We start from the raw sequence: 25947 nt of genomic DNA, 5'->3' as shown, positions 1-25947 counted from the left end.
AACCAACGACCTTCGGGTTATGAGCCCGACGAGCTGCCAACTGCTCTATCCCGCGACTTGTTTACTCATTAATAATACCACGATACTTGTATTGTGTCAAGTTTTTTTAACAAAAATAATAAAATGTGCTATAATATAGAAAAAATATAAAGGTGGAAAGTTATGAATAGCTTTAAAAAAGTATATATTGAAATTTCAAATATTTGTAATTTGAAATGTAGTTTTTGTCCTACAACCAAAAGAAAAGCGGAATATATGTCAGTTGAAAGATTTACTAATATATTAAAAGAGATAAAGGGGTATACTCAACATATCTATTTACATGTGAAGGGAGAGCCTTTGTTTCATCCAAATCTACATGAGATTCTTGAAGTAGCTAGAGCAGAAGGGTTTTTTGTAAATATAACAACGAATGGAACTCTTATTAAAAAACGAATGGATTTACTTTTAGGTGAGTTGGCTCCAAGACAAATAAACTTTTCATTACATAGTTTCGATGGAGATTTAGAGTCAATTGACTATAATGACTACCTTCAAAATATTCTTTCTTTTGTAGAAAGATCATTAGAAAAAGATAAAACATATCTTTCATTGAGACTTTGGAACTTTAATAAAGATGATAGTGAGTCTTTACAACAAAAAGGAAATAACTATATTCTAAAAAAGATAGAGGATAAGTTTGAATTGGATTATAAAATAGCTAATTTGATTACTCCGGGAAAAGGGTTAAAAATAAAAAATAAACTATACATAAATTCAGATTTAGAGTTTCAGTGGCCGGATATGAATAACACTTATAATGAGGAAAAAGGATTTTGCTATGGTCTTAGAAATCAAATAGGGATACTAGTTGATGGTACTGTTATTCCGTGTTGTTTAGATGGAGAGGGAGTAATAAATTTAGGAAATATTTTTGAAAAAGGATTTAAAAATATTGTAGAAAGTGAAAGAGCTAAAAATATTTATTCTGGATTTTCTAATCATAGAGCCGTTGAGGAGCTGTGTAAAAAATGTAGTTTTAAAGAAAAGTTAAGTTAAAATAAAAAAACGGTGCTGATTATTAAATCAGTACCGTTTTTTATTTAGAAGATTACACGAGTTAAAAGTAGTCGTTTTTTCTAAAAAACAAGTTAAAAAAACAACCGAAATAAGAGAGTGTGTATTGTTTTAGTTTTTTGTGAACAAAAAATGTTCTTCAAAAAATCAAAAAATGATTGTAAAAAAATTGTAAAATTTTCATAAATATAATATCATCGAAATACTAGTATTATTACTTTGTGATTAATTAAAATGAAATGGGGGAGAGAAATGGAAATTTTATATTTTTTGGTCTGTGTAGGAGCATCTATTTTAGGAGCAATAAGTGGAATAGGTGGTGGAGTAATTATAAAACCAACCTTAGATGCAATGGGAACGATGAATGTATCTGCAATTAGTTTTTTATCAGGGTGTACAGTTTTGGGGATGACGAGTATGACTTTATATAGAAACAGTAAAGCTGGAATAAGACCACAAAAAAGAAGAGGAACCTACTTGGCAATAGGTGCTGCATTAGGTGGATTGCTAGGAAAGCAACTTTTTGATTGGGTAAAGATAGCAAGTGGAAACCCTCAAATAGCAGGAGCGGTTCAATCCTTCGTTTTAGCTTTAGTAACTTTTGGTGTTTTAATATTTACAATTCAAAAATCAAAAATAAAACCGTATAACATAGAAAATATGACAGTGTCTTTAGTAATTGGTTTTTTCTTGGGAGCACTTTCTTCATTTTTAGGAATAGGTGGAGGACCGATTAATTTAATGGTTTTATATTTATTTTTCGGTCTTAATTCGAAAGAGGCTGCTATAAACTCGATTTATATAATTTTATTCTCACAGGGAATAAGTGTAATTCAAACAATTTTAAAAGGAGTTCCAGAGTTTGTTTGGCTAGCTTTTGTTATGATGGTAGCAGGAGGATTAGTAGGTGGAACTGTAGGACCAATAATCTCAAAACGACTTTCATTAAAAGGTGTGGATAAAATATATATATGTATGGTTGTTGGGATTATTTTAATTAGTATTTATAATGGGGTTAACTATTTAGGAGTTTTATAAAAATATAGGGGTGAAGATAAAAATGAGTATTTGTGCAAAATGTGTAACAAGAGGCTGCTTAACTAAAGAGGAAAATAAAATGCCGAAGGTAATGTGTCCAAGTAGAGATGAAAAGCTTATAGAAACTTCAAAAGAGATGCATGTGGATGAAAATTTAATGATTGCTGTTCAGTCGGCTTTAGTAGAAGGGGAAGGGAATACGAATTGGACTAGAATTGAGGAAACGATATCTTTTGCAAAAAAATGTAACTATAAAAAGATAGGATTGGCGTTCTGTACAGGGTTACATGAAGAAGCTAAGACTTTTGTAAAAATATTAGAACATCATGGGTTAGAAGTTGTTTCGGTTGTCTGTAAAAATGGTGGTGTTTTAAAAGGATTTTTGGGAATTCCACAAGAGAAGAAAGAGAGTTATGTAAAAAATGATATAATGTGTAATCCAATAGGTCAAGCTTTAGCATTGAATGAATTGAAAACAGATTTGAACATTTTATTTGGACTTTGTGTAGGGCACGATACATTATTTATTAAGCATTCTGAATCACCAGTTACAGTTTTTGCAGTAAAAGATAGAGTATTATGTCATAATCCTGTAGCAGCTCTTTATCAAGCTGATGCTTACTATAAGAAAAAATTATTTAAGTAATATTGAAATTATACTAAAAAGGTTGACAAAAGATTGAAATGTGATAAAATTCTCTTTGTAAAATACTTATTAAGAAATGCTATTTGAAAGAGGAGAAAAGATGAAAAAATTTGTTTTAGCAGTGATGGTTGTATTATCAAGTTTAGTTTTTGGAGACTATTTAGAGGATAAATTAGAGATGAAACTTTTGAGAAGTTATCCAAGATTAACTGATGGCGTTAATAAAATGTCTATAAAAGAGTATGATGTTGATGTGAAAAAAGATAGAGTTGAGATTGAGATAAAAGTTCCAAAAGAGTTAGCAAGAGAGCAATTTTCAAAATTAAACAAAGATGGATTAGAGAAAGAGTTAGAAAAAATTGTAGCAGATGTTAGAAAAGAATTGAATGACAACATTCCTGTTAAAGTAGAGATTGAAGTTGAAAAAGAATCATCTTCATCAAAAAAATTATATAGCAATTATTTATAAAAATGAAGGAAAGACTGAGAAATCAATCTTTCCTTTTTTTATCTACTTTAAATCAATCTTTTGAGTAACTTTGTCATCTAGAGTGAATTTAAAATCATTGTAATTAGGCTTGAATTTTGGTCTGAAATTATTTGAAGAACCAGTAGGCTCTTTAGGTATTTTCATAAAGTTTGTATCAAGAGTCCCATTTTCATTTTCATCATGAAAAACAATATAAGCATACTCTCCAGATGGAAGGTCAGTTATATTGACAATAGTTTCATTTTGTTTCAATTCGAATTTGACTCCTTTAAACACAGAGTCCTTTTTTAAGAATCCCTCTTTTCCTTTATAAAGTGCAAGATATGCAGTTCCTTTTAAGTTGCTGTTGTTAATTATAACAGTTAAATCAGCTGAATAAAGTAGATTTGTGATTAAGATTGTTAATAGTAATATTTTCTTCATAAACTCTCCTTTTATTTTTGTATTGCATATGACATAACTTCAGCAAAGCTATCTCTGATAACTAAAGTTGCATATTGATCATATTTAGTTTCGTCGGCATTGATAATAACAAGATTTTTTCCTTTAAAATATTGGATGTAGAATGCTGCAGGGTAAACAGTAAGGCTTGTTCCAGCAACGATAAGTGTATCAGCTTTTTTGATAGCATCGATGGCTAGTTCTACAACCTCTTCATCTAGATTTTCACCATATAGTGTAACTGGTGGACGAGTTATTCCGCCACAAGAACAGCTAAAGTTTTCTTTTTGTTTCTTACCACAAGCTAAGCAATAAAAATGAGATATATTTCCGTGAAGTTCTAAAACATTTTTAGAGCCAGCTTTTTGATGTAGATCATCAATATTTTGCGTGATTATAGCTTTTAATTTACCTATTGATTCTAGTTTTACAAGAGCATAATGACCTTTGTGTGGTTTTATATTACTGAAATTCATTTTTTCGTTTAAGAATTCGTTAAAAATTTTTCTATTTTTTAAGAAGAAATCTATATGTAAAATCTCTTCTGGATTATAGCCTTTGTATTCACGACTATAAAGTCCACCTTTTCCTCTGAAATCTTGAATTCCACTTTCTGTTGATGTACCAGCTCCGCCAAAAAATACAATATTATTGCTAGTTTTCAAAATGTTAGCTAGTTCATCCCATTTTTCATCCATTTACAAATACCTCCATATGTAAGAATTAAAAGTTCTATTTCCTTAATTATATTACTATTAGAATATATTTGCAAAAAATAATAAGAACCTCTGGGGGAAGAGGCTCTTATTTCGGGGGGATTAAATTATTTTTACTTTAACACTTATTATAATATTTAGACCATAGGTTTTATAAAAAAGTTTTAAAAATAATAAAAAAAGATTGTTAAAATTTTTTTTAAATTTGTCGACTAATAGTAAGGTTGAAAAATAACATCTTCGACAGATTTAATAGTGTTTGGGCAAGAATTCTCCCACCTTTTTAGGTGGTGAGATGAATTGCCTTTCTTTTTTTATTGATTTTTAGTGTAAAAACCTTTATAATACTAGGATAATCTATAAAAAAGGAGGTGTACTTTGAAGTATAATTTAGCTTTTAGATACAGGATATATCCTAATGAAATTCAAGCGAATTTGATTTTACAAACTTTTGGTTGTGTTAGGTTTGTATATAATAAAATTTTGAGTAAAGCTAAAGAAATTTATGAATTAGAGGGTAAAAATAAAGTTATTACTCCTGCTTCTCTTAAATCTGAATTTCCATTTTTAAAAGAAGTTGATAGCTTATCTCTTGCCAATGCTCAAATGAATGTCAAAATTGCTTTCACTAACTTTTTTCAGAAAAGAACAGCTTTTCCTAAGTTTAAATCTAAAAAAACAGCTAGAAAATCTTATTCTACAAATAGTGTTAATAACTCTATTAGAATAGAGAGTACTTTCTTAAAGCTTCCTAAATTGGGATTAGTTAAAGCTAAACTTCATAGAAATATACCTCAAAATTATAAAATTAAATCTGCTACCATTAGCCAAGAACCTAATGGGGCTTTTTACGTTTCTATTCTTACTGAATTTCAAAGAGATATAAAAGAAGTACCGAGCGATAATAATATCGTTGGACTTGATTTTTCTATGTCAGAATTATTCGTTAGCTCTGATAACCAAAGAGCTGATTATCCTAGATTTTTCAGAAAATTAGAAACTAAATTAGCTAAAGCTCAAAGAGAGCTATCAAGAAAAGTTAAATTCTCAAGTAATTGGTGTAAAGTAAAACTAAAAGTTGCTAAAATTCATCAATCCATTAAAAACAGTAGAAAAGACTTTCTCCATAAGTTATCAAGAGAACTAGTTACAAAGTATAATGCGATAATACTTGAAGATCTAAATATGAAAGGTATGAGTCAGGCATTAAACTTTGGTAAATCTGTCGCTGATAATGGGTGGGGCATGTTCACAGTTATGCTTCAATACAAGGCTATGTTTTTAGGAAAGCAAGTAATAAAAATAGATAAGTGGTTTCCATCTTCTAAAACTTGTTCATCTTGTGGAAACATAAAAGACTCACTTTCTTTAGGAGATAGAGTATATAACTGCGAATGTGGTCACAGTATGGATAGAGACCTAAATGCAAGTATAAATATTCGTGAAGTTGGTAGAACTCTACTGGTTTATTAAAATATATACAGGGTAGGAACTACCCATTGAGCTTGGTCAATATACCTAACACTAGTTAGGTACTTCCCAAGAAGCTCCCACTTATATAAGTGGGAGTAGTTCACTCTAATCAGTATGGAATGTAAATACGACATAGTTATATAAAATATTATCCTTATCAAGTTTTAATTTAATTAGTATAATTTTTAGAATGATGAACTCTTTAATGAAAGAGCTACAAATTTAGGTTTGACTAGTTTTTTATTTGGTTTTTTAATATGTTTTAAACAGTTTGAAAATTCTTTAAAGAATAAAAAGTATATAAAAGATAGACTAATTTTGTAAAAAGACTTATTTTTAATGCTTTTAGAGATGAAAAAATGTAATTTCCTAAAAATAGAACAAAAGTTTATAAAAATGACGCTCTTATTTTAATTTTAAAGGGTTACTAAAAAAATAGGCTTATTTCTTATAAGGTAGAAAAAATATCATTTTAAAGGCGATAAAATAGGTCAAAAAAGAAGTGAGAAATGGTTTTCTTTGATATTAACAACAGATATAAAAAATTATTATCATATATTTTTTATATTATATTTTATTTCAACCTTTATTGTATAATACTTAAAATTTATTACTAAAATATTTTTTATTTGTACAAAGGAGGGGTTATGAGTTTAATTACAGCATTGATTTGTGTATTAGGAGCACTAGCTATTGGAGAGATTGTTTCTATAAAAAGTAAAGCTATTATTCCGTCAGTTTTTATTACGGCAATTATTTTTTTAATAGGATATTGGACAATTTTTCCAGCAAATATCTTAGAAATTGCAGGATTTGTGAATCCAATTATTATAACTTCTATGTTATTTCTTGTAACTCATTTAGGAACGATGTTAAGTTTAAAAGAGCTTACAAGACAGTGGAGATCATTTACAATTGCTCTTTTTGGAATAGTTGGAATTTGTTTTGGAACTTTAGCATTGGGAAAAATGTTCTTTGAATGGGAAATGCTAGTTATAGCTACACCACCTTTAACAGGTGGAGTAGTTGCCTCAATAATAATGTCTGAAGCTGCTACCGCAAAAGGTCTGCCTGAATTAGCAGTTTTGGCAGTTGTTATGTATGTTATGCAAGGGTTTGTAGGTTATCCATTAACAGCTATAGTATTAAGATTAGAAGGAAAATCACTTTTGGAAAAGTTTCGTTCAGGAGAGTTAGCAAATATTGAAAAGATTGAAGAAAATGAAGAAAATATAAAAAGATTGATACCAAGCTTACCAAAAGAGTATCAAACAACATATATTGTTCTTTTAAAGTTGGCACTTTTAGTTGCAGGTGCAATTATCTTTACAGAATCTATAAACGAAGTAGTTTCAAGATATGTAATCTGTTTATTTGTAGGTGTTATAGGAGCAGAAAGTGGATTTATAGAAAGAAAACCTCTTAATGTTTCGGGAAGTTTTGGGTTTTACATGACGGGATTAATGGCCTTTATATTTGGAGGATTAGCAAAAGCAACACCTGAAATGTTACAAAAACTTTTAGTTCCATTTGTAGGAATTATAGGATTTGGAGTTATAGGTATGATGGTATTTTCATTTATTATTGGAAAAATTTTAAAAGAGTCAGTACCTATGTCGTGCGCAATATCTTTAAATGCACTGTATGGATTCCCAGCAAACTATGCTTTGACAACAGAAGCAGCAAAATCTTTAGGGGAAACAGAAGAGGAAAAACAATTTTTGATAGATTCAATGTTACCGAAAATGCTTGTAGGTGGATTTACATCTGTAACAATTGTTTCTGTAGTTATTGCAGGTATTTTTGTAAAATTATTATAGGGGGAGAGAAGTATGATAAAAAAATTAATAAGTAAAAATAAAGATTACATTATTCAAATGAGAAGAGAGTTTCATAAATATCCAGAGCCTAGTTTTGAAGAGTTTAGAACATCAAAAAGAATCCAAGAAGAGCTAGCAAAAATGGGTATTCCATTTAAGGTTGTTGCAGGAACTGGTGTTGTTGGATTTATAAATAAAGGTAAAAAAGGAAAAGTAATTGCATTAAGAGCAGATATGGATGCTCTTCAAGTTCAAGAGTGCAATGATTTAGATTATTGCTCTACTAATCCAGGGATTATGCATGCATGTGGACATGACGGACACAGTGCTATGTTATTAGGAGCTGCTAAAGTTTTAAATGAAATAAAAGAGGAGTTGTCAGGAGAAGTTAAACTGTATTTCCAACCCGCAGAGGAAATAGCACAAGGTGCTTTGAAAATGTTTGAAGAGGAGCCTCTAATCGGAGTTGATGGATGTTTTGGAATTCATCTTTGGAGTGACGTTCCATGTGGGAAAGTTTCTGTAGAAGCAGGGCCAAGAATGGCTTCTGCTGATCTATTTGAAATTGTTATAACTGGAAAAGGAGGTCATGGTTCTCTTCCGCATCAAACTGTAGATGCAGTAGTTACAGCTTCAGCTCTTGTAATGAATCTACAATCAATAGTGAGTCGAGAGATAAGTCCTTTAGAATCTGCAGTAGTTACAGTTGGGTCATTTAATTCTGGAACTAGATTTAATGTTATTGCGAATCAAGCTGTATTAAAAGGAACAACTCGAACTTTTAATCCAGAAATAAGAGATAATTTTAAAAATATATTAGAAAGAGTCACAAAAGGAACATGTGAGACGTATAGAGCTACAGGAGAAGTACATTATACCTTTGGAACAGCACCTTGTATCAATGATGAAAAATGTTCTGAGATAGCAACTGAATCAGTTAAAACTATATTAGGAGATAATGGAGTTGTGAAAATGGAAAAAATAACAGGTGGAGAGGACTTCTGTTATTTCCTACAGCAAGTTCCAGGAGTATTAGCTTTTGTTGGGGCTGGAAATCCAGACAAAGGTGCAAATTATCCACATCATCATGAGAAATTTGCAATAGATGAAGACTCTTTAGAAATAGGAGCTGCACTATATGCTCAATACACTGTTGATTTTTTAAAAAAATAAAAAGCTAAATTCAAAAAAAGCCTACGAATATTTATTGTTCGTAGGCTTTATTTAATATGTTATAATATAAAAAATTACAGTAAAGGAAAAGAAAATGAAAAAAGAAATTTTAAGCTTTGTAGCTCTTAATATTTTTACATATATTATGATGGCTATTTTTAATCCAATTTTAAAAAAAATATTTAATAAAAAAGAGTATAAACAAAATAATCCAAAATTAAATAATGGAAAAGTTAAAAAAAATTAAAAAGAATATTCAAAGTTTTCAGTATATAAATATCAGAGACTATTTTAAATAGGAGGTTCTGAATGAGAAGTATCACTCGATTTGATTTACAATATGCACATAGGTTTTATAAGTTTAAAGGGGAAGCACAGTATTTACATGGGCATACAGGTATTCTAACTATTGAAGTTGAAGATTCTATAAACGAAGGTGTAAATATGGTATTTCCATGTAATGAGATTCAAAAGACAGCTTGGGAATATTTAAAAAACTTTGACCATGCACTTATTTTGAGAGAGGATGATCCTTTGTTACCTGCTATATTAAAAGTTTACGAAGAGACAGGAGTTAAAGATGGAACACCTCAAAATCAGATGAAAGGTCCAGCATTTAAAACTGAACTAGCAACAGCATATCCAGAATCACGTTTAGTTGTAACGAAGGAGACTTTAACAGTTGAAGGAATGATAAAAATAGTTTATGATCTATTAAAAGATAAATTGAATATTGCTAAGATTACTTTTACAAGTGGAGTAAATGGAGCTTCTCAAGAATATGAAGTGAATAAAACTATTGAGCGTTGCCCTCTTTGTGGAATTGCTTTGAATGAACATGGTGCTTGTACAAAGTGTGGATATAAAAAATAAATACTAATGTGAAAAGCTGGCAAAGATTTAAAATATCTTTGTCAGCTTTTTTCTTTATAGAATCAATTTAAATAATTTCTTGAACTCTTCCAACAGTTCCATCAGTTAGTCTTACTTTTATTCCGTGAGGATGGTTAGCAGAGTTTGTAAGAATATCTTTAACAATACCCTCTGTTAATTTCCCTGTTCTTTGATCCTCTTTTTTAACTACTTTTACTGTTATACCAGCTTTTATATCTTTTCTATTTTTTCCGTTCATGACTTCTCCTGATGTTTTTCTATAATTATAACATTAATTTTACTTTTTTAACAGATTTTAAATGTCAATACGGATAGAGACATAATTTAGTTTTATATATTAAATTAGAAGAGAACGATATTTTTCTAGAGCATTGTATTGAATTAATCTAATATTTTCATATTTTATTTTTGAATCTGTGAATATCTCTTGAGATTTTAAAAAATCTAAGATGGAAATCATACCTTTTTGAAATTTCAGAGTATCTTTTTTATAGTTTTCATCAGCTTGTTCGAATGCTTTGTAGTATGCAACTTCTAGTTTGTTTAATCTTGTTAGTTCTAAGTAAGCTTTTCTTAAATTTATCTCAATATTATTATGTGTAATTTTTTCTTGAGACTTAAAGTTTTCAATATTTAACTTACTAGCTTCATAGTTATCATAATCTTTTCCAAATTGAAAGATATTCCAGCTAACAAGAACTCCTCCACCCCAAGAGTTTTCTGTTCTGTGATTTTCAGTGACATATTCTTTTCCAATAAAACCTTTTACTTCTGGTAACATCTCAGCTTTTGCAATCATTTTCTCGACATTAGCCTCTTGAATATAAAGTTTAGCAAAATTAGCAGTTATTCCATCGTTGAGTGCTATATTCAAATCGCTTTTGTAATCAATTGAATTAAGAATATCTTTGTAGATATAAAAATTTTCTACCTCAATATCTTCAGTTGAAGAAAGATTTAGCTTTTGTTTTAAAGTTAAAAATCCGATTTCTATTTCATTTTGGATATTTAAAATAGAGGTTTCAATATCTAAAAGTTGATATTCAGCTTTTAATAGTTCGATATTATTTATCTTTCCGATTCGTTCATTTTCTTTGGCGAAGTTTAAGGCTTCGTTAAGTTGTGTTTTAGATATATTGTAAACTTCGAGAGTATTTTTAGCTAAGATAATACCTGTATATATTGATATAATTTCAAGTCTTGTATCTCTTATTTGTTTTAAAAGAGCTAAACTACTTTTTTGCTGTTCTATTTTTGCTCTTTTAATTTGTGCAATAATAGCTCCACCCTTGAAAATTGGTTGAGATATTCCAATAAAGTTTACATACCCACTTTTAGCTGTCTGAATAGGAGTGTTTTCTAAGAAAGCTCCATCAGTTTTTAAATATCCACCAGCATAAAAAATATTAGGTAAAGCTGTTTTAAATGCAGAGTTTAATTGTTTATTTGAAATATTGAGCTCTCTATTGGCAATATTGCTTTCTAGTCCATTTTGTATAGCTAATTCAATAGCCTCATCAATTGTTATAACTCTAGCAAAGAGAGAGAAAGAGATAGTAAATATCATAAAAATTTTTAGTTTCATAGTTCGGTTCTCCTTTTCTTAATCTAATGTTTTTTTGAACTTTTTAATCGAAACTATAATTATAATAATAATTAAAGTCATAAGTGCAGCTATAGGCTGAAGAAGTTCTCTTATTCCAACACCTTTTAATATAATGCCTCTCAGAATCTCATTAAAATATGTTAGAGGAATAAAGCAACTTATAAAATAGATGATTTTAGGCATCGCTTCTCGTGGAAAAACAAAACCTGAAAGAATAACACTTGGAAGTAAATACGCCAAAGATAGGTGCATAGCTTCAAGTTGAGTATTTGATATTGTAGATATAAATATTCCGATAGCCAATGATGAAGTTAAAAATATAGTTCCTAAAAAAATTAAAAGAATCAGGCTTCCTTTAATGTCAACACCAAATATAATTTTTCCAAGAATCAAAGTAATATCTAACTCAAAAAAAGCAAGAAAAACATATGGTGTAATCTTTCCAACTACAAGTTCTAAAGGAGAGATAGGAGTCATGATAAGTTGCTCAATAGTTCCTTTTTCTTTCTCCCTAACAATTGAAAAAGCAGTTAACATAATTGTTATATTTTGTAAAATTAGACCGATGATTCCGGGGATATTAAACTTACTACTTTCTAAAGTTGGATTATATAGAAGTAGATTATAAGGCTTTATAACTGAAGAATTATTTTTATGATTAATGTTATTTGAGAATGTTAATTGAGAATAATGATTAACAATCTGTGAAGAGTATGATGTAGCAGTTTTAGCTATATACGGATCAGAGCCATCTATTAAAAATTGAACATCTGTAGCTTCACCTTTACGTAGCTTTTTAGTGAAGTAGTCAGGGATAATAACTCCAATTTTTGTTCGACCATAGTCAAGACTTCTTTCAACTGCATCTGGAGTATCGACATATTCATAAACTTTTAAATAGGTTGAGTTATTCAGTTTATTTATGAGTTCCCTACTTTCCACAGTTTTACTACCATCGTAGACTGAGAGTTTTAAATTATCAACATCAGAACTTACAGCAAAACCGAATAAAAGTAAAAGGAAAATTGGCAAAATTAAAGCTATAACTAAACTTGCTCGGTCTCTTTTTATATGAATAACCTCTTTTTTAGCAATGGTTAGAATACGATTTATATTGATCATTTTTATTCCTCCGTTTTAGAATCCTTATGTTTTAGTTGATCAAAAGATGAGATAACCTCTTTATGAGAAAGTTCTTTAACATAGATAATAAAGATATCTTCAAGATTATCAGTGTTGTACTTTTTATATAGATTTTTAGGAGTATCAATAACAACAAGTTTTCCTTCAAAAATAAATCCAATAACATCACAAACAGAAGCTTCATCCATATAATGAGTTGTAGCTAAAACTGTGATATCTCCATTTTTGATAAGATCTTTTATTGTAGTCCAAAATTCTCTTCTTGCAACAGGGTCAACTCCAGCTGTAGGTTCATCTAGAATAAGAAGTTCTGGCTTATGAATAATGGCACAACCCAAGGCTAATCTTTGTTTCCATCCACCCGAAAGATTTTTTGATAAGACATCTCTTTTTTCATTTAGATTTAACATTTTTATAACCTCTTCGATTCGTTCGCTCAAATGTTCTTTTGGAATAGAGTAAATTTCTCCATAGAAAGTTAGATTTTCTTCAATAGTTAAATCTTCGTAAAGGCTAAATTTTTGTGACATATATCCAATTTTTGATTTTATTTTCTCAGGATTACTTTTTAAATCGTAACCTAAAACTTTTCCCTCCCCAGATGTAGGAGTTAGTACACCACAAATCATTCTAATAGTTGTAGATTTTCCACTTCCGTTAGGTCCGAGAAAACCAAAGATAACTCCTTTAGGGATATTAAAACTTAGAGAATCAACAGCGGTATATTTTTCAAATCTCTTAGTTAAGTTTTTAATCTCTATTGCATATTCAATTTTTGAATTTTCAGTATTCATAATCCCAAATCAACTCCCACAAGCATTCCACTTTTTAATTTATCATCATTGTTTAAAAGCTTAATTTTTAATTCATAAACTAATTTTAGACGATCTTTCTTTGTAACTATATTCATAGGTGTAAACTCTGAATCAGATGCAATATAAATAATTTCTCCATCATATTCTTTATCTATAAAATCACTATTTAATTTAACTTTTTGTCCAAGTTTTACAGAAGGAAGAAGCTTTTCAGGAATATATATCTTAGTCCAGATATTATTGTTATCAAGCATAGTAACAGCAGCAATTCCAGGATTAATAACTTCACCTATTTTTAAATTAACAGTTTCTACGATACCGTCAATAGGTGCTGTAAGAGTATTTTTTTCAGCATATATTTTAGTTAATTCTAATCCTTTTTCAGAAGAGGCTATTTTTAATTTATCAGCTTCAATATCTCTTTGAGAAAATCCATTAATTAGATATCTAAGGTTGTCTTCAGCAGCATTTTTTTGTGCATTAAGAGCAATCAAGGTTTGCTTACCATTTTCCAAATTATTTTGAGCAGTAGTAAATTGATTTTGTGCACTTTCAAAATTTAACTTTGCAATATCAAATGCATACTGACTTTCAAACTTTTTCTCAAATAAATCTTTTGTATCAAAATAAATTTTCTTTTTATTTTCTAGATTTGAGGTAGAAAACTTATAAGCACTTGTAAGTATAATTAGATTTTGTTTTCCTTGAATAATTTGACTTTCTAATTGCTTAACAATCTCTTTTTGTGATGATATCTGCTCTTCACGAGTGCCATCTAGTGTTTTTTGAAGTTGATTCTTAGAAGATTTTACAGAGAGCTCACTATTTTCCACTTTTAATCTGCTTTCTTTGTTATTTATAGAGATTAATAACTGTCCTTTTTTTACGTAGTCACCGTCTTTTATATATACTGTTTCAATTTTGCCGAGTAATTCTGAAGAGATATTTATCTTATCTATTTCTAAAACACCAAAGTATACTTTATCCTCTTTTTTACTGATAATATAATCAGCTATAAAGTAGAAAAGGAGAGCTAGTATTCCTACTCCAAATAGATATTTTACATCTATTTTTTTTAATTGTTCTAAAAGTTTAATTTCTTTCATGACTCCACCTCGTGTTTTTTATTGTAAAAAATAATTGTTATTTTACAATCACTTTTTACCTGAATAAACTTATTTTTCCTGTTTTAAAATAAAAAAATACACATTTAAAATATCTTTAATTTTTTCATAAAAATAAAAAATAAAAATTGATTTTCAAAAAAGAACGTAGTATTATTTATTAAATACTTTTTTGGGAGGTTTAAATGAAAAGATTATTAAGTATTACTTTAGCATTAAGTTTAGTATTATTAGGGGGCTGTGCGGAGAAAAAAAATGAAAAAAAAGATAAACTTGTTTTTGCGCAACTAAGTGATCCAAAAACTCTAGATCCACAAAACTCTACAGATAATTATTCTCAAGTAGCGATAACACAGATATATGATAGGCTATTTGAAATAGATGAAAAAACAGGAACTGCAATACCTAGTTTAGTTGAAGAATATAAAAAAATAGATGATAAGACATTTGATATAAAATTAAAAAAAGATATAAAATTTACTAATGGTGATACTTTGACTTCAGAAGATGTAAAATTTACAATAGAAAGAGCAAAAGGAAATCCAAAAGTAGCTCATCTTTACAAAATGATAAAAGATATTGTGATAATATCAGATAATGAATTTAAAATTATAACAGAAGAGCCATTTTCACCTCTTTTAAATCATTTAAGTCATAAGTCGTCATCGATAATAAATAGAAAAGAAGTTCTGAAAGATGAAACTAAGTATTTTGAAAATCCGATAGCAACAGGACCATATAAAGTTGAAACGTGGGCAATAGGAGATAATATAACTTTATCATCAAATCAGAATTACTATAAAGGGTCTCCAAGCATAAAAACTGTAGTTATAAAAGCTGTTCCCGAAGAAAATAGTAGAGTAATAGGATTAGAAACAGGAGAAATTGATATGTCTCTTGATATTCCCGCAATCTCTTGGAATAACTTAGAAAAGGATGGAAAGTTAAAAGTTTATTCAGCTCCTTCAACTACAACAGGATATATAGGATTAAATGTAAAATCACCGACATTATCAAATAAAATTTTAAGACAAGCCATCGCTTTAGCTGTAGATAAACAAAGTATAGTGGACAGTATATATCTAGGAAAAACCAAAATTGCGAATCAATTTTTATCGCCTCCAGTATTTGGATATAATCAAAACAAGAATGAAAGTGAGTTTAATTCAGAAAGAGCAAAAAAAATGTTAGAAGAAAATGGATTAGTGGGAACTAAATTAAAAATAGCAGTAAGTAGTCCAGAAAGAGTTCAAGTTGCAACAATAGTTCAAGATCAGTTAAAGAAGATTGGAGTAAATTTAGAAATTGAACTATTAGAATGGGGAGCTTTTTTATCTCAAACTGGTTCTGGAAATACAGATATGTTCATAATGGGATGGGGTCCATCAACTTATGATGCAGATTACGGTTATTATCCTAATATTCATAGTAGTCAACTTGGAAGTAATGGAAATAGAACATTTTATTCAAATTCAAAGGTTGATGAACTGCTAGAAATGGCAAGAAAAGAGAGTGACAATGATAAGAGAAAAGAGTATTATATAGCTATTCAAGATATCTTAGACGATGAGGTTCCATTGATACCGTTATATCATGGAAATGTTGTTTATGGAGCTACAACATCTTTAAAAAATATTTCGGCAACAGGATATCCAGAATTTTATAAATATGAGTTTTAAATAGAGGGGAGAGTGAAAAATGAATAAAATTAAATTATTAGAAAAATTATCAAATTTACATGGAGCACCGGGACATGAGCATGATGTGGTAGATTTTATAAGAAAAGAGATGAATGAATTTAGCTGTATAAGAGACTCAATAAATAATCTTTATATAAAAAATAAAGATGAAGTAGAATCAAAGCCAATCGTAGCTTTGGATTGTCATAGTGATGAGGTTGGTTTTATTGTAGAGGGAATTAAAGCAAATGGAACAATAAGCTTTTTGCCTTTAGGTGGTTGGCATATTACAAATATTCCAGCACATTCGGTTGTTATAAAAAATTTTAAAGGTGAATACATAAAAGGGGTTGTTTCTTCAAAACCGCCACATTTTATGACAATAGAAGAGAAGGCGAGATTACCTAAAATGGATGAGTTGGTAATAGATATAGGAACAAGTTCATACGAAGAAACGGTGAACTTGTATGGAATAGAAGTTGGGAATCCGATTACACCTGATGTACAGTTTTCTTATGATGAAAAAATAGATGTTGTAAGAGGAAAAGCTTTTGATAATAGATTAGGGTGTGCTATTGTAATGGAAATATTGAAAGAGACAAAAAACTCTACAATTGATGTGACTCCAGTAGGAGTTATAAGTTCACAAGAGGAAGTTGGATTAAGAGGAGCAGTGGTAGCTGCAAATACAGTAAAACCAGATTTTGCAATTATATTTGAAGGTTCACCAGCAGATGATACATTTAAAGATAGTTTTTCATCTAAAGGAGCTATAGGAAAAGGTATTCAATTTAGAGTTTTAGATGCAGGTATGGTATCAAATCCTAGAGTTCAGGAATTTGTAAAAAAAGTAGCAACTGAAAATGAAATAAAATACCAAGTTATAGCAAGAAGTGGAGGAAGTACAAATGGTGGGAAATACCATATAGCAGAAAAAAGTATTCCAACTGTAGTTATAGGAATACCGACGAGATACGTGCATACACACTATACCTATGCATCTGTAAAGGACTATAGAGATGCTATTCTTTTTGGGAAGAAAATATTAGAAAAATTAACAAAAGAAACCATAGAAAGTTTTTAGACAAATAAAAGACAAAAGATTCAGTAGTTTGTCACTTTTTGATTAAGAATAACATAGTAATTGTAGAATAAAGGATTTATTTTTTTCATGAAGTATATTTAAATATGCCGTAAAAATTTTTAGCTTTTTAGGAGGTATTTTATGAAAAAAATATTATTTGTAGTTACATCACACGAAGATTTAGGAAATACTGGAAGAAAAACAGGGCTATGGCTTTCTGAATTTGCAGAACCGTATTTCACTTTTAAAAATAGAGGTATAGAGATAACAGTAGCTTCTCCAAAAGGAGGAAAGGTTCCGATTGATACTTCAAGTTTAGAAGAGTCTCATTCAAATCCTTTTGTAAAAATATTTTTAGAAGACGATATGGATATATTAGAGAATACTGTAAAATTAGATAAAATTGATTTTCATCAGTATGATGTTATTTTCTATCCTGGAGGACATGGACCAATGTGGGATTTAGCTGAAGATAAGCAAAATGGAAAGCTAGTTTCAGATTTTTTTAATAATGGAAAAATAGTTGGAGCAGTGTGTCATGGAACAGCAGCATTGTTAAAAGGAATAAATCATAGAACAGGAGAGCCTTTGATTAAAGGTAGAAATATTACAGGGTTTTCAAATTCAGAAGAAGTTGCAGTTGGACTTCAAGATGTAGTTCCGTTTCTTTTAGAGAGTAAAATAGAAGAAGTCGGAGGAGTTTACTTTAAAACAGAGGATAATTTTAAACCTTATGTTGTTATTGATGGCTCTATTTTTACAGGGCAAAATCCAGCTTCGGGAATTCCTCTTGCTGAAAAAATTATAGAAGAACTTTATTCTAAATAAAAAAAAGAACCTTTAACTTTAGAGAAGCTAATCTCTAAAGTAAAGGTTCTTTTGATTTATAATTGATTCTCACAATTTCCTTTTTTTATAAATTCATCAAGGTTTTCATATGAAATTTCAATCATATTTGTTAAAGCCTCATCTGTGTATGATCCAATATGTGGAGTGATTAAAACTTTTGGATATAAATCTAAAAGTTTTTGAATAGTAGAATCAATCTCTTTATCTTTCATATCTTTAAAGAAGAAATCTTTTTCGTTGCTAAATACGTCAGTTGCATACCCTCCAACTTTTCCAGTTTCTAATCCTCTAAGAATAGCTTCAACATCTTGTAGCTCTCCTCTTGCAGTATTGATTAAAATCACATCATCTTTAGCTTTTGAAATTAATTCATCGTTGATTAAGTTATCATTCTGTCCCTTTATATAAGGACAATGTAGAGTGATAATATCTGAATTTTTGATTAAATCATCCATTGAAACATATTCTAAAATATCTTTAGCATTCTCATTAGGATACACATCATAAGCTAAAATTTTAGCTCCTAAGCCTTTGAATAATCTAGCAGCAGTAAGTCCGATTTTTCCAGTTCCAACAACTCCAACAGTTAAGTTTCTAATCTCTCTGCTGAACATATACTCATCGACAACGAAATTTTTCTCTCTTGATCTGTTGATCATATAAGTTCCTTTTCTAACTAGATTCATAGCAAATGTAATTGCAAGTTCAGCAATAGCATTAGGTGAGTAAGTTGGAACTCTAGCCATCTTGAATCCCATCTCTTTAGCGGCATCTAAATCTATATGGTTATACCCAACAGTTCTAGTTAAAAGATATTCTACACCATAATTTTTAATGATTTCTAAATTTTTTCTATTAGCTGGACAGTTGGCTCTCAACATTACAGCTTCATGGCCTTTGATTAGATGTATATTATCATCGTTTAATAACGCCTCGACAAGAGTTAACTCATAACCAAACTTATTTAATTTTATGAAAAATTCCTGTTCTACTTTTCTAACACCAAAACATATTAATTTCATTGTTTCCTCCTAAAAAACTATTATCCAAATATTTCTAAAGATTTTATAACTTCTAAAATTACAATCCATAACGGCATACATACTACACTGAAAACTGTAGATAGTAAAGAACAATTTGATGTCATAAGTGATTCTTTATCAAATTTGATTGCGTAAGCTGCAGCAACAGTAGCAGTAGGTGTTGCCATCATTATAACAACAGTAGCAAGTCCAACAAAAGATATAGGCAAAATATTTGTCACGTTTAAGATGTATAAAGCTACTATATTTATAGCAGGAACACCTAAAACTTTGATGAAGCTATATATCCAAGAATCTTTTGATGAGAAAGCTTCTTTAAGAGATATATCAGCAAGTTTTGCTCCAATTGATATCCAAGCTAATGGAGAACAAAGAGCTGCTAAGTATGTCATTGGTCTGAATAACCAGAAAGCTGTTTTATCGATTCTTAAGAATGCATACTCTTTACCTGCAACGGTAATTTGTGGTAGAGAGTTTTGGAACCCCCAGATAAACATCCCTAAGAAAGTTGCTAAAACAATTGGATTTAAAAACATTTGAGCTACATTTTTCTTATCAACTTTAACACCAGACATTTTTATATATCCGTAAGAGTAAAGGAAAACTCTGTAAGCGATATTAAAGATAGAAGCATACATAACTCCAAGTTCACCGTAAACAGCTGCAATTATTGGAATCCCAAAGAATGTAGTAGAACCGAAAATAGTTAAAACTTCAAGAACGGCTTTTTTATCTCCTTTATATTGAACATATAAAATTTTTGTTAAAAATATTAAAATAATATAGATTGCAAATCCCCAGATTAAAAGATTTAATCCTTGTTCTAAACTATTTTTATTGATATCTTGCATAAACGAGTTAAATGCTAAAGCTGGTAGAGATGCAGAAAGAATAACATCACTAAGTGTTTTAGAGGTATTTGCTGTTAAAACCTCTTTTTTTCTTAAATAGAATCCAAAAAGAATAATTAAAACAGATGAAGAGATAGCTCCAACGATGCTATTGTTGCTGATAATACTTGAAAAAATCTGACTGAAATTCATAAAATCCTCCTATATAATAAAATTTACTATTAGATACGTTATAACTAATATAAATCTTTTTAAATGAATTTACAATTTTTTAAACTTTATAAATAGTTTTTAAACTTTTTTAAGTAAAGATAGGAAAAAACAGAGATGAATTAGATGAAAAAGTTATCATAGTTTGTATAATAATTAAATTTTACGAAGCGTTTTAAATATGGTAGTATACAGTTATGAAAAAAATAAATTTTAAAAATAAAATAATGATTTGGGTTTTGGTAATTAATATGATTCCTCTTATTTTTTCATATGTAATATTTTTAAATGAAAAAATAAAAAGTGATGAAAATAATATAACTAAAAACCTTTTAGAGGCAGCAAAGATAGTTAGTACAAATAAAGAGATAAGAAATAATTTAGAGTTAAGTTATGAAAAAAATAATATAGAAAAGAAGATTGATAGCTTAATTGAAATATTTAGAGATATTGATATTATTGTAGTCGCAAATATAGAAGGGATAAAATATTCGCATCTAGATAAATCACAAATAGGAGATAAATTTGTTAATCCTGTAGAGTGGGATAAAATAAAAAAAGGAGAGGGATATTTTTCAAGAATGCTTGGTTCAATGGGGGTTACTTTTAGAAGGTTTGAACCGATATATGATAATAAAAATAAAGATATTATTGGATTTGTAATGGTGGGGAAATATTACAAATCAATTTTAGATATGAATAGAAAAACAACTTTGATGTTAGTATTTCTATTTATAACTTCAATAACTTTATCTACTATTTTAGCTGCAAATTTTGCTAAAAAAATAAAGAAGAGTTTATTTGGTCTTGATCCAGAAGAAATAGGAAGGTTATATATAGAGGAACGTTTAATAATAGATAATTTAGAATCTGGATTAATAGCTTTAAATACTAAAAATGAGATATTGAAAGTAAATAGTGTTTTTTCAAAAAAATATGTAGAGCTTTGTCCTGAAATGGTCTTAAATAAAGTGAGTCATTATTTAGAAAAGAAAGAAAATACAGCTAGAAATATAGAGGTTTTAATAGATGGTGGATATTATTATATAAAAATATTGCCGATTTATGATTTGAATGAATACTATGGAACCATTTTATTAATAAAAACAAAAGACGATGTCAATAGATATGCTAGAGAGATAACAGGGATTGATCAGTTAGTAGATGGAATGAGAGCTAATATTCATGAATTTAAAAATAGATTGCATGTCATTTTAGGATTAATAAATTTAGAAAAAATAGAGATGGCTAAAAAATATATTCTTGAGATTCAAGATTTAAATGAGTATGATTTTAAGAAATTTATAAATATAAAAAACTCTTTTTTAAAAGCAATATTATTAGGAAAGGATGCTATTTGTAAAGAGAGAAAAATTCAATTTTTAGTGAATTCAGAATCTTTAGTTTCAACAGAAGTTAAAATTACAATTTTTGAAGATGTTAGTACAATTATTGGAAATTTAATAGAAAATTCGATAGAATCATTTAAAGAATATAATATTAAAGAGAAGAGAATAGAGATAAAAATAATAGAAACAGAGAAAGAGATAGAGTTTGAAGTATGGGATAATGGAGAACAGATTCCACAAGAAAATTTTATTAAAATATATGAGCAAGGATTTTCAACAAAAGGCGATTCGCGTGGAGTGGGATTGAACATAGTAAAAAATAAAATTGATTTATATAGTGGAACTATTGAATTTGAACAAAATAAAGATGGTAAATTTTTTAAAGTAAGGGTGATGAAGTAGTTGAAAAAAGTTTTAGTTGTAGAAGATGATCCGATGGTTGCAATGATAAATATGGAGTACATATCTAAAATATCTGATTTAGAAATTGTTGGGTTAGCTGTAAATAAAGAAGAAGTTTTTAAATATTTGAAAACAGAAAAAGTGGATTTAATATTAATGGATATTTTTTTAGGTGGGGAGAATGGTTTAGATATTTTAAAAGAAATTAGAGGAGAGGGATATCTGACTGATGTTATTATGATTACATCAGCTAATGGAAGTGAGGATATAAAAAAGGCTTTATCTTTTGGATGTTTAGATTATTTAATAAAACCCTTTGATTTTGAAAGATTTAAGTGTGCAGTAAAAAAATTTTATGAAAGAAATGCTATATTTAATGAGAAGAAAATAGTCCAACAAGATTTAGATAAGTTAGGGTCAACTGCGAGCGAATCTACTATAATTTTACCGAAGGGACTAAATGAAAAAACATTGAAAATAGTTATAGATAGAATTGACGAGTTAGATGGTAAAGATTTTAATATTAAAGAAATTTGTGAGCTTGTTGAGATGAGCAATGTTTCTACAAAGAAATATTTAGATTATTTAGAAAAAATAAAATATATAGAGGAGAAAACTATATATGGAAATATAGGAAGACCACAGTGTATATATAAAAAAATTGACAAGTAAAAAAATGTATGTTATAAAGAAAGTACGCTAGCATACTAATTTTATTTGAGAATATGAAACCTTAAATAAAGCCATATTTCTACTAAGTTTTTAAAGGAAAACTATTTTTTATTTTGAAAAATTGAATGAGTTATTTTTTTAAAGGAGGCTTTTATGGAAATGTTTTGTTATCAGTGCCAAGAAACAGCAAGAAACACTGGTTGTACAGTTAGAGGAGTTTGTGGAAAAATTCCGGTTGAAGCAAAAGCTCAGGATCTTTTGATTTATCTTTCAAAGGGTATTGCTGTTTGTAGTAGTAAACTTCGTCATTTTGGTTTAAAAGATACAAAAGTGGATCATTTTATTATTAATGCACTTTTCACAACAATAACTAATGCAAATTTTGATACAAAAAAATTGTATTCGTTAGTAGAAGAAGGAGTAAATTTAAGAGATGATTTATATGCAAAGTGTTTAGAAAAAAACTTAGAAGTTGAAGGCTTTTATGGACACCTATTTGCCCCTAAAGAAGTTTTTTCTAACTTTGAAAAAGCATTAGAATTTGCAACTGAAAATGGTGTTTTAAGAAATGAAGATATAGATAAACGTTCTTTAGTTGAAACAGTAACTTATGGATTAAAGGGTATGGCTGCGTACTTAGAGCATGCTTTAAATCTAGGATATGAGAATGAAGAAAATATAGCTTTTGTTGAAAAAGCATTATGTGATATGGAAAATCCAAATAAAACTACAGAAGAGCTTATTCAATTAGTTCTAGATACAGGAATGTATGGAGTTAAAGCGATGGCGATTTTAGATAAAGCTAACACTGAAACTTATGGGCATCCCGTGGCAGGAAAAGCAAATATAGGAGTTGGAACAAAACCAGGAATTCTTATATCAGGACATGATTTGAAAGATATGGAAAGACTTTTAGAGCAAACAAAAGGTACTGGTGTTGATGTTTATACACATTCAGAAATGCTACCTGCTAATTATTATCCAGCATTTAAAAAATATGATAATTTCCGTGGTAACTATGGTGGTTCGTGGTGGAATCAAGATAAAGAGTTTCCAACTTTTAATGGACCAGTTTTATTTACAAGTAACTGTATAGTTCCATACACATTCAGAGAAGGAGCTAAAAAACTTAATTATATTGATAAAGTTTTTACAACAAATGCAGCAGGAATGGAAGGGTGTAAACACATTGAGTTAGATGAATTTGGAAATAAAGATTTTTCTGAAATTATAGAACTTGCAAAGAGATGTGAGCCTCCTATTGAAATTGAAAAAGGAGAGGTTCATGGTGGATTCGCTCATAATCAAGTTTTACAACTTAAAGATAAGATTATAGATGCGGTTAAATCTGGTGCTATAAAGAGATTTATTGTGATGGGTGGATGTGATGGTAGAATGGCTGATAGAAAGTACTATACAGAGTTTGCTGAAAAACTTCCTAAAGATACAATTATCTTAACATCAGGATGTGCTAAATTCCGTTATTTAAAACTACCTTTAGGAGATATAGCAGGAATACCTAGAGTATTAGATGCAGGTCAATGTAATGATTCGTATTCGATAGCTGTAATAGCTTTAGCATTAAAAGACGCATTTGGATTTGATGATATAAATCAATTACCAATAGTTTATAATATAGCCTGGTATGAACAAAAGGCAGCAATAGTTCTTTTAGCTTTACTTTATTTAGGAATCAAAAATATACATATAGGTCCAACACTTCCTGCATTCTTATCACCAAATGTAGCTAAAGTTTTAGTAGAGAATTTTGGGTTATCAGGAATTGGAACTGTTGAAGATGATTTGAAAAAATTTAATTTAGTATAGAGGAGGAAAAAAGATGGCTCATAGAATAAATAAAGAGGAATGTATAGCTTGTGGAGCATGCCAAAGTGTGTGCCCGGTATCATGTATCTCAGAGGTTGAAGATTCAAAAAGAGAGATAGATGAAGATGTATGTATAGACTGTGGAGCATGTGCTTCTGTATGCCCAGTATCATGCATATCACAAGTTTAATTAGAAGGAGTTAAATAAATGAAAAAAAATGATTGTGGCTGTGATGAACAAAGAGAACCAATAATTGTAAATCCTCATGTTGAAGCAGAGGCAAATGAAGTCATTTTTGATTTAGACGTAAAAACAAAAATAGATGATGGGATATTTGAAGATACAATTATTTATAGTAGAGATGTAGTTCCTTCTAATTTTAAAAAAATAAATGAAACACCAATAATGAACGAAAAAACTATATTTTCTGAAATATTGAAAGCACATAAGCTTCCTGAAGGAAAATTTGGGTTATTAAAAGTAATTTCTGGAAAAGTAAATTTTATTTGGGAAGAAGAATTGGATGTTATTTATACAGTAGATTCTGATCACCCATTAGGGATACTTCCTGAAAAGGCTCATAGAATAATGTTAAATGGTCCTGTAGAATTAAAAATAGAGTTTTATAAATAAAAATTAATTAGCGAGCTAGTAAAACTAGCTCGCTAATTTCATTGTTATAATTAGTTAATTTCAATCAATAAAAATTTATTGTCTGTTTTAGCTTTTATTTCATATAGAGTATTTGCAGGAATTACTAGAATTTGATCTTTTTTTAAAGTTTTAACACTGTTGTTAACAGTGACATTTACTTCTCCATCTAAATTTAAAATAATTAGCTCGCCTTCTGTTTGATTATGTTCAATCTCTTCATTTTCTGATAAAGCAAACATTAGAGAAGTCAAATTTTCTAAATTTAAAACTCTTTTACTAACAACCCCACCTTTAAATCCAATCAAAATATCTTTCATTAAAAGTTCTTTTGAATATTCTAAATTTATAAATCCACCAATTTCTTCTTGTTTTTTAACTATTATTAATAACATTTTAGCTTTTTCTGTAGCTTTTAATGCGTGAGGAATGTTTGCAGGCATTAAAATCATTTCACCTGCTCTCACTTTATAAATAACTTTATTTATAGAAATTTCTAATTCTCCATCTAAAACATAAACTAAAGCATCAGCAGGAGCACTATGTTCACTTAGCATTTCATCTTTATCAAAAGCAAAAATAGCAGAGTTTAAAGAATTTTTTAAAGCAATCATTAAGCTGTTTATTGTTTTTTCACCGTAGGGAACTAAATCCTTTAATGTTATAACCTCGTTTAATTCAATATTTCTTATTGCGTTCATCTTGTTCCTCCAAAATATTATTTTTAATTTATATTACCATTAAAATAAAATAAATTCTGTATCATATGATACACATTATAAAAAATAGTGTAGAACTGGTTAAAAGAGGAAATTGAATAGTAAGAACGAATAAAATAATAGTTGACGTTTTATATTTTTTAAAGTAACATAGTACGTATACGTACTATAAAAA

Annotated in this window: 27 protein-coding genes; 17 read left to right on the top strand and 10 right to left on the bottom strand. The window is 29.0% G+C overall.

The genetic code is table 11. The features are described 5' to 3' along the window. Nucleotides 1-162 precede the first annotated feature (162 nt). The 4 genes from Q0O83_RS05325 to Q0O83_RS05310 all read left to right on the top strand — a co-directional run bounded on the left by Q0O83_RS05325 (nt 163) and on the right by Q0O83_RS05310 (nt 3209). Nucleotides 163-1038: a radical SAM/SPASM domain-containing protein gene (locus Q0O83_RS05325; RefSeq protein ID WP_294094794.1), complete on the top strand. Its 876-nt coding sequence runs from the start codon at nt 163-165 to the stop codon at nt 1036-1038. Between the two features lie 270 nt (nt 1039-1308). Beyond that, nucleotides 1309-2094 (top strand): sulfite exporter TauE/SafE family protein, encoded by a 786-nt coding sequence (locus tag Q0O83_RS05320; protein ID WP_294094792.1) that lies wholly within the window; start codon nt 1309-1311, stop codon nt 2092-2094. Nucleotides 2095-2173: 79 nt separating this feature from the next. Beyond that, nucleotides 2174-2740, top strand: a complete 567-nt coding sequence (locus tag Q0O83_RS05315) for a DUF1847 domain-containing protein (protein ID WP_294094790.1) — start codon at nt 2174-2176, stop codon at nt 2738-2740. A gap of 100 nt (nt 2741-2840) precedes the next feature. Further along, entirely contained in the window at nt 2841-3209 is a 369-nt protein-coding gene (locus tag Q0O83_RS05310) for a hypothetical protein (RefSeq protein WP_294094788.1), read from the top strand. A 42-nt stretch (nt 3210-3251) separates the two neighbouring features. Here Q0O83_RS05310 and Q0O83_RS05305 read toward each other — a convergent pair whose 3' ends face one another. Both Q0O83_RS05305 and Q0O83_RS05300 read right to left on the bottom strand, forming a co-directional pair. Continuing rightward, nucleotides 3252-3653: a DUF2141 domain-containing protein gene (locus tag Q0O83_RS05305; protein ID WP_294094786.1), complete on the bottom strand. Its 402-nt coding sequence runs from the start codon at nt 3651-3653 to the stop codon at nt 3252-3254. 11 nt (nt 3654-3664) lie between these two features. Further along, on the bottom strand, nt 3665-4369 hold the full coding sequence (locus tag Q0O83_RS05300; protein ID WP_294094782.1) for an NAD-dependent protein deacylase: 705 nt from the start codon (nt 4367-4369) through the stop codon (nt 3665-3667). Nucleotides 4370-4765: 396 nt separating this feature from the next. Here Q0O83_RS05300 and Q0O83_RS05295 point away from each other — a divergent pair, with 396 nt between their 5' ends. The 5 genes from Q0O83_RS05295 (at nt 4766) to Q0O83_RS05275 (ending at nt 9726) form a co-directional block, all read left to right on the top strand. Next, entirely contained in the window at nt 4766-5860 is a 1095-nt protein-coding gene (locus Q0O83_RS05295) for an RNA-guided endonuclease TnpB family protein (protein ID WP_294094780.1), read from the top strand. A gap of 647 nt (nt 5861-6507) precedes the next feature. Continuing rightward, nucleotides 6508-7680 carry a hypothetical protein gene (locus Q0O83_RS05290; protein ID WP_294094778.1) on the top strand — a complete coding sequence of 391 codons (1173 nt, stop codon included), beginning with the start codon at nt 6508-6510 and terminating at the stop codon, nt 7678-7680. A gap of 12 nt (nt 7681-7692) precedes the next feature. Continuing rightward, the gene (locus Q0O83_RS05285) at nt 7693-8853 is read left to right on the top strand and encodes a M20 family metallopeptidase (RefSeq protein WP_294094776.1); all 1161 of its coding nucleotides are present in this window, start codon (nt 7693-7695) and stop codon (nt 8851-8853) included. A 94-nt stretch (nt 8854-8947) separates the two neighbouring features. Beyond that, nucleotides 8948-9100 (top strand): hypothetical protein, encoded by a 153-nt coding sequence (locus tag Q0O83_RS05280; RefSeq protein WP_294094774.1) that lies wholly within the window; start codon nt 8948-8950, stop codon nt 9098-9100. A 62-nt stretch (nt 9101-9162) separates the two neighbouring features. Beyond that, nucleotides 9163-9726, top strand: a complete 564-nt coding sequence (locus Q0O83_RS05275; RefSeq protein WP_294094772.1) for a 6-carboxytetrahydropterin synthase — start codon at nt 9163-9165, stop codon at nt 9724-9726. A gap of 67 nt (nt 9727-9793) precedes the next feature. Here the strand turns inward: Q0O83_RS05275 and Q0O83_RS05270 are convergent, their stop codons facing one another. The 5 genes from Q0O83_RS05270 to Q0O83_RS05250 form a co-directional block, all read right to left on the bottom strand. Continuing rightward, complete coding sequence (locus tag Q0O83_RS05270) at nt 9794-9985, bottom strand: YwbE family protein (protein ID WP_294094770.1); 192 nt, start codon at nt 9983-9985, stop codon at nt 9794-9796. A 99-nt stretch (nt 9986-10084) separates the two neighbouring features. Then, on the bottom strand, nt 10085-11332 hold the full coding sequence (locus Q0O83_RS05265; RefSeq protein ID WP_294094768.1) for a TolC family protein: 1248 nt from the start codon (nt 11330-11332) through the stop codon (nt 10085-10087). Nucleotides 11333-11350: 18 nt separating this feature from the next. Next, the gene (locus Q0O83_RS05260; protein WP_294094766.1) at nt 11351-12475 is read right to left on the bottom strand and encodes an ABC transporter permease; all 1125 of its coding nucleotides are present in this window, start codon (nt 12473-12475) and stop codon (nt 11351-11353) included. 2 nt (nt 12476-12477) lie between these two features. Then, nucleotides 12478-13290: an ABC transporter ATP-binding protein gene (locus Q0O83_RS05255; protein ID WP_294094764.1), complete on the bottom strand. Its 813-nt coding sequence runs from the start codon at nt 13288-13290 to the stop codon at nt 12478-12480. After that, entirely contained in the window at nt 13287-14417 is a 1131-nt protein-coding gene (locus Q0O83_RS05250) for an efflux RND transporter periplasmic adaptor subunit (RefSeq protein WP_294094763.1), read from the bottom strand. Before Q0O83_RS05250 ends, Q0O83_RS05255 begins: the two co-directional genes overlap by 4 nt. 203 nt (nt 14418-14620) lie before the next feature. On the opposite strand from Q0O83_RS05250, the gene Q0O83_RS05245 reads away from it, so the two are divergent. From Q0O83_RS05245 to Q0O83_RS05235, 3 genes are all read left to right on the top strand, one after another. Continuing rightward, nucleotides 14621-16114 (top strand): ABC transporter substrate-binding protein, encoded by a 1494-nt coding sequence (locus Q0O83_RS05245; protein ID WP_294094761.1) that lies wholly within the window; start codon nt 14621-14623, stop codon nt 16112-16114. Nucleotides 16115-16133: 19 nt separating this feature from the next. Beyond that, a complete protein-coding gene (locus tag Q0O83_RS05240) occupies nt 16134-17198 on the top strand; it encodes a M20/M25/M40 family metallo-hydrolase (RefSeq protein WP_294094759.1) in 1065 nt (354 codons plus the stop codon). Nucleotides 17199-17339: 141 nt separating this feature from the next. Next, a complete protein-coding gene (locus tag Q0O83_RS05235; RefSeq protein WP_294094757.1) occupies nt 17340-18026 on the top strand; it encodes a type 1 glutamine amidotransferase domain-containing protein in 687 nt (228 codons plus the stop codon). Between the two features lie 56 nt (nt 18027-18082). Here Q0O83_RS05235 and Q0O83_RS05230 read toward each other — a convergent pair whose 3' ends face one another. Together Q0O83_RS05230 and Q0O83_RS05225 are read right to left on the bottom strand one after the other, a co-directional pair. Continuing rightward, nucleotides 18083-19069, bottom strand: a complete 987-nt coding sequence (locus Q0O83_RS05230) for a 2-hydroxyacid dehydrogenase (RefSeq protein WP_294094755.1) — start codon at nt 19067-19069, stop codon at nt 18083-18085. Between the two features lie 20 nt (nt 19070-19089). Next, complete coding sequence (locus tag Q0O83_RS05225) at nt 19090-20133, bottom strand: AEC family transporter (RefSeq protein WP_294094753.1); 1044 nt, start codon at nt 20131-20133, stop codon at nt 19090-19092. Nucleotides 20134-20348: 215 nt separating this feature from the next. Between Q0O83_RS05225 and Q0O83_RS05220 the strand changes: the two genes are divergently transcribed. The 5 genes from Q0O83_RS05220 to Q0O83_RS05200 all read left to right on the top strand — a co-directional run bounded on the left by Q0O83_RS05220 (nt 20349) and on the right by Q0O83_RS05200 (nt 25035). Beyond that, nucleotides 20349-21902: an ATP-binding protein gene (locus tag Q0O83_RS05220; RefSeq protein ID WP_294094752.1), complete on the top strand. Its 1554-nt coding sequence runs from the start codon at nt 20349-20351 to the stop codon at nt 21900-21902. Further along, nucleotides 21903-22574, top strand: a complete 672-nt coding sequence (locus Q0O83_RS05215; protein ID WP_294094750.1) for a response regulator — start codon at nt 21903-21905, stop codon at nt 22572-22574. Between the two features lie 153 nt (nt 22575-22727). Beyond that, entirely contained in the window at nt 22728-24401 is a 1674-nt protein-coding gene (gene hcp / locus Q0O83_RS05210) for a hydroxylamine reductase (protein WP_294094748.1), read from the top strand. A gap of 13 nt (nt 24402-24414) precedes the next feature. Further along, nucleotides 24415-24591, top strand: coding sequence for a 4Fe-4S binding protein (locus Q0O83_RS05205; protein ID WP_294094747.1), 177 nt, complete (start codon nt 24415-24417; stop codon nt 24589-24591). Between the two features lie 18 nt (nt 24592-24609). Further along, on the top strand, nt 24610-25035 hold the full coding sequence (locus Q0O83_RS05200) for a DUF1971 domain-containing protein (protein WP_294094745.1): 426 nt from the start codon (nt 24610-24612) through the stop codon (nt 25033-25035). A 50-nt stretch (nt 25036-25085) separates the two neighbouring features. Here the strand turns inward: Q0O83_RS05200 and Q0O83_RS05195 are convergent, their stop codons facing one another. Continuing rightward, on the bottom strand, nt 25086-25754 hold the full coding sequence (locus tag Q0O83_RS05195; protein ID WP_294094744.1) for a cupin domain-containing protein: 669 nt from the start codon (nt 25752-25754) through the stop codon (nt 25086-25088). Nucleotides 25755-25947 lie beyond the last annotated feature (193 nt).

The sequence above is a fragment of the uncultured Cetobacterium sp. genome, assembly GCF_945952365.1.
Lineage (GTDB): Bacteria > Fusobacteriota > Fusobacteriia > Fusobacteriales > Fusobacteriaceae > Cetobacterium_A.
Note: the sequence above shows the minus strand (reverse complement) of the source record. Positions and strands in the feature narration are given on the sequence as shown.